Origin of the sequence: Polaribacter dokdonensis (assembly GCF_024362345.1) — a bacterium.
In the GTDB taxonomy this organism is placed as follows: Bacteria; Bacteroidota; Bacteroidia; order Flavobacteriales; family Flavobacteriaceae; genus Polaribacter; species Polaribacter dokdonensis.
Genome location: NZ_CP101505.1, coordinates 1743316 through 1756100, shown reverse-complemented (window position 1 = coordinate 1756100; position 12785 = coordinate 1743316). Strand labels below are relative to the sequence as shown.

The 12785-nt window shown below is 29.2% G+C and carries 4 protein-coding genes; all 4 read right to left on the bottom strand.

Annotated features, from left to right (window positions below):
• Positions 1-115: 115 nt before the first annotated feature.
• On the bottom strand, positions 116-481 hold the full coding sequence (locus LPB302_RS07780) for an HIT family protein (protein WP_053974088.1): 366 nt from the start codon (positions 479-481) through the stop codon (positions 116-118).
• The gene (locus LPB302_RS07775; RefSeq protein ID WP_053974089.1) at positions 478-1509 is read right to left on the bottom strand and encodes an HNH endonuclease domain-containing protein; all 1032 of its coding nucleotides are present in this window, start codon (positions 1507-1509) and stop codon (positions 478-480) included. Before LPB302_RS07775 ends, LPB302_RS07780 begins: the two co-directional genes overlap by 4 nt.
• Positions 1510-1559: 50 nt before the next feature.
• Positions 1560-4199 (bottom strand): ATP-dependent DNA helicase, encoded by a 2640-nt coding sequence (locus tag LPB302_RS07770; protein ID WP_053974090.1) that lies wholly within the window; start codon positions 4197-4199, stop codon positions 1560-1562.
• Positions 4200-5312: 1113 nt separating this feature from the next.
• A complete protein-coding gene (locus tag LPB302_RS07765; RefSeq protein WP_053974092.1) occupies positions 5313-12782 on the bottom strand; it encodes a S8 family serine peptidase in 7470 nt (2489 codons plus the stop codon).
• Positions 12783-12785 lie beyond the last annotated feature (3 nt).

Below are 12785 nucleotides of genomic sequence, written 5' to 3'. Positions count from 1 at the left end.
TTTCTATTATATTAAAAAAATAGAGTATATCATTTTGAATGCGGCTAGATGAAAATATTTCTGAAAGACAAGCAAAAAAATGATTTGTTTTAACTTATAGTTTAAAGAATGTTGGCTAGTACTTCCTTTTTGAAGGTATTACACCTCTTACACCTCCACGTGGATTATCCATATCACCCTTATATCTTGGAATAATATGGCAATGAAAATGAAATATAGTTTGCCCCGCAGAATCTCCACAATTCATACCAATATTATAGCCGTCAGGATTATATTCTTGTTTTATTAGCTGTTTTGCTTTATCTATCATTTTAGGAAGTTTCTCTTTTTCTTCTAAGGATAATTCAAAGAAATCCTTTTTGATTCCCTTAGAAATTATCAAAAGATGACCTGGAGAAACTGGAAATTGATCTTTAATAATAAAGAATAATTCATTTTTAAAAATAATTCTCTCCTTTGGGATTTGGTTAAAATCAATCATATTTCTAAATATTGAAACCCATTATTATGGGCTATGCTTAGCATAGGTCTTATGTGATCTTCAAATTTATTTTTTTCAAATATTTGATCAGGAAATAAAGGAAGGTAATGTTCTAAAAATTTATTTTTTGGTCTCAGTGTTTTTATAATATCAAAACCCATTTTTTGTATTTCATAAAAGGAATCAAAATAATCATCAAATTTAGGAAGCTTATCGCTTTTTTTAGAGTTAAAACTACTATCAGCAGGAATTAAATTCCACATTAAATCATGAGCAACAAATTGATAGGGTATAAAGTGCTCTACAGCATATCCTCCCTTTTTTAAAGTTTTATTAGTATATATACAATTAACCGCTCCAATTTCATTGATTACTAAATCCCAAAATCTTGTTTTATGGATGCTCAAACTACCTCTTTGAATAGGTCTATTGATTTTGTTAGGTATGTCTGGTACATTTGGGTTTCTTGATTGTAGAAAAAGGGTTAGATTCCAATAACAATAAGTTTTTAAGAATGCAATGTGAACCTTAAAATAAGGCAACCATTTATCTGAAATTTCAATGTATTCTTTTTCTAATCTATATGGAACAGATTCAAATTTATCATTTGATTTATCATAAATTTCAGATTTACTACCTGAGCCTAACCAAGGACTTAAAAACTTATGTGGTACATTATTATCAAAATGATTTAGTAGCGATACTGTTTCTTTATTTTTAGTAATTAATAAAGTAGAAAGTATATGTTCTTGAGAAGAATCAATACTTAAACTTTCTAATTCTTTAATTTGCTCTACAGCACTTTGTATTACATCTTGTTTACCAAATGAAACTTTAAAATAATTGACTGTGTACCAAGACAAAGAAATCATTCTAGCAAATATTTCTCTTTTTGTAATTGTTTTTTTACCTGATTCTATAGCTTCAAGAATAGCCCAAAACCAGTAAAACTTATAGGTAGCACTCGTACTTCTAAATATAGAAACTAACTTAGATACTGAGATGTTTTTGTCAAAAGGTAGTTCCATAACTAGATATTCATAAAAGCTAAAAATTTAATGATATAATTAATGTTAGGTTAATTATAGAATTTAGAAATTTTTGGAGTTAAGTATTTTCCATCTACACTTACATAAACTTTTTTTTCTAATAAATTTTCTGCAATATCGTTAAATGAAATAGAGTTGAATTCTTCTTTTATAGAACGGTTTCCCACTTTTATACTTTTAGTTATACAAATGAATTTTTTTAAGTTTGGTAGTTCAGTGATTATTTTGAAATCTCTATGTTTTTCTGGCAATGCCCTGCCTATTTCTAAATAAATCAATTTTGGAAATTTTTTTAAACTTTTAAACAAAGTAAATGGAGTATTATGAAAATCATATGTCACTCTATCATTATCATTATGAATATCTAATATAATAACATTTTCTAATACAAAATCATCTTTACGCATTTCAGGTTCATCTCCGCTACATTTCAAAACCTTTAAATTTTTTAGATATGGTATTGAAGAATTACCATCTTTATATAAATAAATTAAGTTTTTTAAATCTTTTAAGCTACTCAAATCAGCATCATCAGGTAGGTCTTGTAGTTTTAAAACTTTCAAGTTTTGAAGTTGTGTTAAAATTGAAAAATCATATGTATATCTTTCTTGGGTATGTTGACCTTCTGATTTTAGACAATTAATTTCAAGATGCTTTATATTTTGTAAATATGTTAAGGGTTCTAAACTATCATCTATACCATAAATAATAATTGAGTCTAAATTATTTAAATGTATAAGGATTTTTTTAATATCTAAATTCTCTGAGACTTGAAAGTCTTTATGATAATAATTTTTATACGCATGCAGAGGATGTTTATTCCATTCATTAGTTAGCCAAATATGATTTTTATAAATATCAATAATCTCAATATTTAGGAGTAAGACTTTCTTCCATTTTTGAGATAAAGATTCCCACCATTCTTTAGTAAGAAGAGAAGATAGTTCTTTTGAAACACTTTCTTCATTTGTGAAGTTATTCAATAATTTAAACGTTGACTTTTTTTGACTTTGTAAAGTTTCAAGCATGGATTCCTTATCCATATCCATTTCAATATAATTTTTTAATAAATTATAATTCGCTTCAATAATCTTAATCAATTTTTCCATTTTTAATTTCTTATCTGCACCACTAAATCTTAGGGAATTAGTTATTTCTCGATTTTGTTTATTTTTTTTTTGATATAAATCTTTATGCAAACTTTCTTTAAATTTTAAAAGTTTAGCAGAGCTATAAAAACTTAGACTTTTGTTAATATATTTTAAGGCTTCATTTAATTTTCCAATTTCCTTTTGTTTTTTTGATTCTTTAAAAAAGAAATCACTTTTACCCTGTGCTATTTTGTCAGCTATTATCCTGTATGGTGAAACTTCTTTAGAAAAACTTAAAACATTAAATTGAGATTTAATTGCTTTTAAGGGTATTTCACTTTCTAAGTAAAGTCCTTTTAAAGAGGTACACCTGCTAAGAGCAACATAAACTTGACCTGGAGAAAAAGCATCTTTTAAATCAGCTTTTAAACTTTCAAATGTTAAACCTTGACTTTTATGAACAGTAATTGCCCAAGCTAGCCTAAGAGGAAATTGAACAAATAATCCAATTTTCTCTGCTTCAACTTTCTTTTCTTTTTTATTGTAACTGTATCTTATTTTGTTCCATATAGCTGGTTTAACTTTAATTAATTCCCCTTTATTATCCTTTACAATAATTTGTTTTTCAGTAATTTCATATACAGTCCCTAGTTTTCCGTTAAAATATTTTTTTGAGTGACTAGTGTCATTCTTTATAAACATTATTTGAGCTTCCTTTTTTAAACTCAAAATTTTGTTAGCTGGGTAGCTACCCTCATCAAAATCACCTTCTACACTTGCTTCAAATTGAATTAACTCATTTTTGTTTAATTTTAATCTAGAGGTATTAATTTTATTTACAGCTTTTCTGTGTGTTGTTAGAGTAATATACTGGTCTTTAGACCGAATTTCTTTTACCCTTGAATTTAATGTTTTTAAATCAAGGCTACTTAATTTATTCATTCTGACTTTATTAAGAAGCGAAATAAATTCTTCATCTTTTTGCCTATATAATTTTTTAAATTCAATATGAATTGGTTTACTTTTTCTAAAAACTTTTGAGTCAAAGAAAAAACTTGATTTGTAATAATGTGATAAAATTTCCCATTGAGAACTTTCAACAATTGGAGGTAATTGAAACACATCTCCAATTAAAAGAACTTGAACCCCTCCAAAGGGCAAATACTTATCTTTTCTGAAATACCTTAATAAATTATCAATTACATCTAGAGTATCACTTCTAACCATAGATACTTCATCTATTATTAAAAGTTCTAATTTTGAGATTAATTCTTTTTTTGAATTATTAAATTTAAAATTTTTATTAATTTCTTTTGGACTTAGCCTAATATCATTAGGTAAAAAAGGACCAAAAGGGATTTGAAAAAAAGAGTTTATAGTTACACCTCCTGCATTTATAGCTGCTACACCAGTTGGAGCTAAAACAATACTTTCTTTATATTTTTTTTCTAGCAAATATTTCAGAAACGTTGTTTTACCAGTGCCTGCCTTGCCTGTCAAAAAAATTATACCATTAGTATATTTAATCAGTTCAATGGCTCTATTAAATTCAGTATTTAATTTATCTAGTTTTAACATGACAAAATCAATAAATATTTATTTTATTTATATGATTGTATATTTTCATAACAAGTCTAATTCAATAAAAGAGAAGAAGTCATAGCAAATTTGAGTTTCTTTTTCTAGTATTTCGCGATATCACTAAGTTAAATAAAAAAAGCTATTTTTTAAAAATACCAGGTGAGAATGTTCAGAATTATATTTTAAAAAACGTTAACTAATATGCCTACGATTTGAAGAGTATTTAAATAGGTGCTATGTGTTTTGTTTAATTAATAGTAAAAAGAATATTAGAACTTTTAGTATTGATAGAGTCTTTGCTTTAAAAGTTGAGCAATGATCAATCATAAATAGAGAGCTTGAAAAAGTTAGTTTGTTAGTAAATGAATTGCATGTAAAGTACCTTCCTAGTTAACCATTGCATCACTCCCAAATTATATATCCAAAGAATGAAAATAAACAAAATCAAGTAGATTTTTATGTGTATGTTAATTATAAGTTTAAAACACAAATTTTTAAAATTGGACCTGAAGTTGAGGTGTTATTTCCTAAATGTTTAAGAAATGAAATTCAAAAATTATATGAGGGAATAGTGAAATTATATAAAGTATAAGAATTAATTTGTTTAGATTTCATTCTCACAATTTTAAAATTAACGTAACTTTTTTACTTATATTTGAGGTGAAATTAATTAAAAATTAGAGTACACGATTTCGTACACGATTTAATCAAAATATCGCTGAAACGCCTATAAAATAAGGGTTTTCGTTAAACTCATAACCCGAAGGTCACTGGTTCGAGTCCAGTTCCCGCTACTACTTTTAAAAAGTTCAAAAAGAACAGTTTAGGTTACTAAACTGTTTTTTTATGCCTACTATTTATGATTTGATCACCTTTACAATCGAAAAAGAACACGATTTAGAACACACTTCATAATATTTTATTAGAAAATTAATCACATATCTTAGCCAACAAGTATTTATCAACCTGGATAAGTCTTGTTTAATTTGGTTTGCCTCTTTTAAAATCTTAAAATTTAACCATTGAATAGTTTTTATTTAATTACAATTTATTAAAAATAAAAAATCCTCATTATTTTAATAATGAGGATTTTATTTGGTTGTTATTTATTTACTTCTTTATAAACCTAATTGTTGAAACTCCTTTTTCAGAAAATGCTCTAAAAATGTATATTCCAGTTTTAAGGTTTGAAACATTAATTTTTGTAGCGTTTTCTTTTAATTTTATTCTATTAGAAATAATTCGTTTCCCATTGATATCATATACTTCTATTTTATGAATAGCTGTATTAGCTGATACATGTAAAAGATCTGAAACAGGATTAGGGAATAAACGCAAACCATCTACATTATAATCATGTGTATTTAATGCATTAGATACAGTTACATTTATGTTAGATTGTGTAATTGAACCATAAGAATCTGTTGCAGTGATTTCTAAGATTGTGGTACCAACTTTTAGAGTATGAATAACAAAACCATTATCAGAATTAAAATTATTGACGATAGATTTATCTGAAATATGAATACTAAATGTCATATCATCTCCATCAGGATCTGTAAAGAAAGTATCAAATGTTAGATTGTCATAAACATCTATAGAATTATACTCTAAGTCATCTGTAAAAATGATTTCTGGAGCTCTATTTGTATTCATCACCTCTATTATTAAAGTTGTGTTGTAGCTAGCATTATGCTCATCAACAAGAACAACATCAATTTCATGTACTCCTTCATGGTTATAGTCAGGAGTTTTAGTAATAGTCAACATATTGTTTTCTGTATTGAATGAAACCCAACTTGGTTGATTCTCTAACTTTGCTGTTATAACATGACCTTCTGGGTCTTCCATTCCAATTTCTGTTTGCATCACTTCACCTTCATTGATAACCACAATTGTAGGTTTGTTAATTAATTTTGGAGCTTCATTTACATGTAGGGTTACGGGTATGGAAGTTTCTGCATTATTGACATCATTTGTTCTAATGATTAAGTTTGCATTTTGATCTCCTCTTTCTGCATGCTCTGCAAAAAAGTTAAGCTTAATTTCTTCAGAAGACCCAGCTTCTGCAGAAGTAGCATTTTCTGCATCTAATTGAATCCATACATTTGAGTTGTATGTTTCTTCTAAAGCTCTAACCATCCAACCATGATTAGCATATATTTCTTGTAAATCATACCATGATCCTCCATCTAAAAGCATGAATCTACCTGCTACATCTTCAATTTCTGTGACAACCCCTTGAGGATAATCTAAATCGAAAGGATATGATAAAATTACATAGAAATCTTCATTAGGATATAATTCAAACTTCTCTTCTAAAGCTAAAGTTATCAAACCTTGCTGCTCATTTACTAATTCATAATTTGCAGAACCAGAACCTAAAATTTTAGCATTAGAAATATTCGTGCCACCAGTTCTAATTTCATATTCTATTGTACCTGCTAATAACTCATCTGCCTTTATAAAAGTTTGAACATGAGATAAAGTAAAACCTTGCTCACCTGCATTAAATCTAGTTGCCCCAATAAAATCAGTTAAACCTTGAAAACCTACAAAAGTTTCTGGATTTGTTTTATCATCATGAGCCAATTGTCTATTAAAGTTTACAGCAGAACTACTAGTTTTATTTTTATTTGAAGCTGTAGTAAATAATGCTAACTTTTTGTTAGATGCAAAAGATGTAACAGCTTCTGAACTTGTATTTGATAAAGTTGAAGAAGAAACTGATCCTCTTAAGTAATCGATACTTAAATCGAAAGTTAATTCTCCACCACCATTTACATTACTTATTGTTACAATTTGGGTATCTAAACCATCTCTTTCGTTAATATTACTAATGACTTCTGTATGATTAGTTTCAAAAACAGGAGGTAAGGTTGCTGTTGCTGATATTGGTATTAAAAATGGATCAATATCACTTGTTATAACTAAGTTATTTGTTAAATTTTCAGCTGTATCTGGAGTGTATGTTACTCTAAATTTTAAGTTTTCATTTGGAGACACCACCATTGGGAAATTCCATAATACTTCTATATTAGACCATTGGTAGAAACCTGGATCCCAAGGAAACCAACCTGGTACAAATTCGTAGATTTCTACTGATAAATTTGCATTTACACTTTCTAAAGCAATACTAGAAATAGCCACAGAAGCTTTACCTGTATTTGTAACATCAAATTCACGCATTAAACTACTACCATCTGCAATAACATTATTATAAGCTACTTCTGGTAAACTCGATTCTAAATTTGCACTACCAAATACTTCTAATGAAACTGGTTTTGATATTTCTTCTTGACCAGGTACATTTGTTCTAAAATTAATTTGATCTGAGTAATAACCTGCATATAGGCCATTAGAATCAAAGTTTACGTAAGTAGTTAAAGTTTCTCCTGGTAAAATAGTATGTTTTTTTGCAGGGGTTAATAAGAATGATAAACCATCTCCATGATTTAAAGATGCTCTATTAGAAATTAATACTACATCTGTTTTGTCTGGACTCTCTATTCCTACAATAGAAAAATCTGAACTAGCATCCCATCCAAATTCACGCACATTGTATTGGAATTTCATGGTTCCGTTTTTGTAAAAGATAACCTGTGCAGATACTGGATCTCCTAAGCCTCCGAAATTATTAACTAAATATTCCCAAGAAACTACAGTTTTCTCATCATCTTCTAAAAGAAAAATACCTGTTTCATCTGAAGTATAGTTATAAGTATCAATAGAACCAAATATCCATAAAGGAGCAATTAAACCATTAAATTCATTGCTTGGTAAGGCATCTGGTCCAAATACACTTTGGTTAGGTTTTTCGAAACTAATAACACCATTATCTGCAATGTATATAGTGCTATATTCTGAACCATAAAAAGTAATTGGAGTTTGTAAAGTAACTTCTCTATGAAATTCTTCTGTAACAAATGGGTCTACCATTTGTGGTAATTGTACACCTTTTTTTCTAATATCTAACCATTCGTAATTACCACCATCTGAACTTGTTTCTACATTATAAGTAAAATCTGGAATGTTACTATTGGTATTCATTTTATCTCCAACAGAAACCCACTCGTTTCCATTTGCAACAACTTCTAAGTTTGCAGCTCCAGTATTTTCTATGGTTAATTCATGAGAACTGATTTCACCAAAATTTAAGCTTTCATCCAGTTGTGTTAAATCTATAGAAATAGCTGGTGGTATAACCACAGAACCTGTAATTGAAACTACATACTCATTAGCTTCAGAATCTGTAATGGTAATAGTATCTTGAAAATTACCTATATTATCTGTTGGCATATTTACATTATATACTAATGAAGAGCCAGGAGTAATTGTACCAGAAGTATCTCCTGTAATTGTAATTTCATTCGTAGCTTGTATAAAACTAACAATTGTGCTTGCTGCTGTACCAGAATTTGAAAGAACAAATTTGTTGGTTGCAATTCCTCCTTGAAAAACTTCACCTAAATTAATATTAGTTTCTGAAATACTAATAGCTGCTGCACCTCCATCTGTTACATTAATATTTATTAAAGCACTTTCTTGTGATTTTTCTGGATCACTAGAAATGATATTAATATACCTTTTTGTAAGGCCTTCTACCAAACTAGCAGTGCTCATTTCTATATTTACATCTACAGATTCTCCAGGCAATAAAATTCCACTACCATTTTCTACAGTAGTAATAATGTCTGGACCTGGATAATCATATCCGATAGCTAACCCAGATTCAAAAGGAGGTCTATTTTCGTAGTTATGATATATTATTCCGTCTGTTTTTGCGATATCTTCGATTAAGATATTGAAATCTCCTTTTGCCCATTCTTCTATAGCAATATTGTCATAATAGAAACGTATATCTCCATTTCTGAATAATACCATTTGTACTGTTATTGAACCAAAGTAAGATGAAAGATTATCAAACTGAACTATAAGTCTATCAGATAATGCTTCATAATATACATTACCTCCTAAAGATAAATCAAAATTATATGAACCTATAGGTGATATAAAACCATTAGGCCCCCAAGCATCACCTAAAGTAGGGATGTTGTTTGGTAACAAATCATCGCTAAAAGTAGCCCAACCTTTATAAGTTACATAAAGCTTTTGAACACTTGTTTCATAAAAAGGAAAATCGAAACCAAAATCTATCTCATGATAATTAGATGAATCATCTTTAAAAGTTTGAGTGATATTTGTTCCTGTTGTTGAGATATCAACAAAATTGTAGGCAATTGGTTCTAATTCACTAGCATTATTAGATTTAAATTTATAACCAGTTTTGCTGAATGAAGTTTTCCAATCGTCACTTATGCCTTTAGTATCGTATTTTGGAATAAAATATTTTAAAGTTGATGCTCCTTCATTTTCTATATTTAAAGTTGCAGAAATAGCATCTCCAATAGTTACATTTTCTATTGTTTGTGTAAGTGGAGTAACTTTTAATTTACCTGGTTCTGTACTAACACCAAAAAGAACAATATCTACTGAAGCATTGCTTTCTGATGAGTTTATGGTTAAAATTCCATTATCAACACCAGTAGTTGAGCTAGGTATATATTTAATTACAATATCAGTTTCTGCTTTTGCAGCAATACTCCAAGGAGAATAACCTACTAATTCAAATGCAGGATTAGAGCTTGAGATATTAATATTTTGAAATTTACCTAAACCGTTATTGGCTAATGTAAATGCAATTTCTTTGTATTCACCTTGAAAAACACTTCCGTAATTAAGTTCGCTAACAGCACTTAATTCTGCATCATGATTAGCAACATTTACAGTTACAGATGATCTTAATTCTGGTTTTTGACCATCGTTAGAACTAAATACAATATTAGATTTATAGGTACCATTAATTAATGAATTGGTTTCTGCAGATAAAGTTGTTATCATTTGTTCATTACCCAAAACCTCTCCACTAGTAGGATCTAATGTTAGGTATTTACCTAAATACTCATTGTTAGAAACTGCACTTACAGCCCAAACAGCATCTTCTGTAGAAATTAAATTAGCTAGTTTAGACCAAGTTGCACCATAATCAAAAGACATTAAACAATTCTCATGTGAATTATCTGAAGGATCTTTTTTAGGACCAATTCCTAATGGATATTTTGTGCCTGCAGTTACATTGAATACAACCCAAAAACTTTCTCCATTATTAAAGTATAATTGCTCATCTAGAGTAACGTATGCAGTGTGTTCATAATCTCCAAAAGCAGTATAATTTTGAGAAAGTAGTAGATTGTTTTTATCTAAGTTTTCACCTCTATATATTTCTACAATAACAGGTGATGATGGATCATGTTGTAAATATGCTCTTACTTCTGTAAGATTAAATCCATCAGCATTGTTTACAGTAAATTTAGTTGCTGAAGAATTAGGTACAGATAAATCTTCATCTCCAATTACGTTACTTGCATAAAGAAAGTATTCTAAAGTAGAAGATGTAAAAGACATTGGCGCAGGTAGTGCTGTAGCAATTGCACTTGCACCTAATATTTGACTTTGATTAACTTTACCTGCGCTTGCTGTTTTTGTATTACCTTCAGGATATTTAATTTGGCTATTGTTTGCTAAATAGGTACTTACATGCCTAGATTCATATTCCCATCGTAAAGTACCTTCTGCCTCATTTAAAATTGTAATATTGTGAGAACCTAAGGTGTTAATTTGTGCATCAATATCTATAATAATGTCTTGACTAGAAGCATCTATAGCAATCGATGGTCCTTCGTTTGTGGTGTCAAATACAATATTAGAAAGGTCAGATCTATTACCCCATCTATCTAAAGAAACAACAGCAAAATAATAGGTAGTTAATCCATATAGCTTATCAATTTCTAAGGTAAATTTTTCTCCTGCATTTAAATTGTTTTCAATCTCTATTTTACTAGCTGAATTTTTATTTTCTTCAGTAATTTCTTCATTATTATAATATATAATGTAAGAATAAGGAGCAACATCATCTGTGTCTTCAGGAACCGTCCAAGAAATTGTACCAAATTCTTGAGACATACCTACTACATTTAAATCTGTAATAGTTTCTGGAGCTATATTTTGATTATTTTGAATCGCAAGTTTTGCATCAATTAATCTACCTAACTTACCTATATAATCTGGGTTTAACTGATTTATATTAGTACTACCAGTTGTAAGTTTTGTTATTAATTCTTCTACAGTAATTTGGCTAGATATGTTAGCTAAGGCTAAAGCTGCTATACCAGAAACATGAGGACAAGCCATAGATGTACCATCTAAATAACCAATTTTATTACCAGGTAAAGTACTTAAAACTCCGTTTTTTGTGCCATAAAGTTCAATATCTCCTCCTGGAGCTGTAATATCTACCCAATTCCCATAATTAGAATAACTCGCTTTTTTACCTTCTGGGCCAACTGCACTTACCGTAAACGCTTCTGGATAAAAACCTGGATACCACTGATTATCTGAATTAGCATTACCAGCAGCAAATACTAAAAGTCCACCACTTATAGGGCTTCCAGAGAAATCTCCAGCTTCTTCTATAAAGTACTTCATAGCATCTCTTACAGATTGTTCAGTAACACCTGGATTAGAATATCCCCAACTATTTTGAGATATTACAGCTCCATTATTAGCTGCATATATAAATGAGTTTGCAACATTTGCTGTTCCTCCAATTATTTTTAGAGGCATTAATTTAGCCCCATCATTATTACCAGAACCACCAGCAACTCCAGAAACTCCAATTCCATTATTGTTTACTGCTGCTACTGTACCAGCAACATGAGTTCCATGATTATCTGCGTCTATTATTGCGTTACTTGTAGTAAAATTCCAACCATTGACATCGTCTATATAACCATTATTATCATCATCTACGCCTGGTGTACCATTTAATTCGGCCTCATTTATCCAAATATTTTCTGCCAAATCTTCATGTTCAATATCTATTCCTTCATCATGTATAGAAACAATTATGTTATTGTTACCTTTAGTTTCGTTCCAAGCACTAAAAAGGTTAATGTCTATACCTTCTGCATATCCACTTTGTCCTTCGTTATTATAATGCCATTGATCTTGTAAATAAGGATCGTTAAAAGGTAGATTAACTGCTGCAGATTTACGTTCTACAGGAGTTGTTGGGGAACTATAAGAAAGCACTTTTTCGCGCTGAATTTCTGCTAAAGAAACAACATCTAAATTTTGATATTGCTCTGCTATCGATGAAGCATCAATAGTTTGGTCTACAACAATTTCGTACCATAAATCTAAACCATGTTTACGAAGTTTTGCTTCATAATATGAATTTGGGTGTTCTGGAAAAAGACGAGTCATATTTGTAGCATTGTATTTGCTAGATAAAGCATCCATAGCTTTTATACCAGTAGAAATAATACCACTTTTACTTATTGTAACTGGTTCTAATTTTAAATTAGTTGCTAAGCTTTTAGATACTTTAACTCTAATAATACCTTGCCTTTCTCCTTTTTTATTATAATAGGTTGATTTTTGCCCAAATGTTAGAGCCGATACGAAAAGTAAAGTCAAAAAGAGACTTAGTTTTACGTATTTTGAGTACTTGTTTTTCATACT

What these genes read in the sequence shown, in the direction of transcription:
- LPB302_RS07770 (WP_053974090.1), bottom strand. Translation starts at nt 4,199, where the DNA reads ATGTTAAAACTAGATAAATTAAATACTGAATTTAATAGAGCCATTGAA.
- LPB302_RS07775 (WP_053974089.1), bottom strand. Translation starts at nt 1,509, where the DNA reads ATGGAACTACCTTTTGACAAAAACATCTCAGTATCTAAGTTAGTTTCT.
- LPB302_RS07765 (WP_053974092.1), bottom strand. Translation starts at nt 12,782, where the DNA reads ATGAAAAACAAGTACTCAAAATACGTAAAACTAAGTCTCTTTTTGACT.
- LPB302_RS07780 (WP_053974088.1), bottom strand. Translation starts at nt 481, where the DNA reads ATGATTGATTTTAACCAAATCCCAAAGGAGAGAATTATTTTTAAAAAT.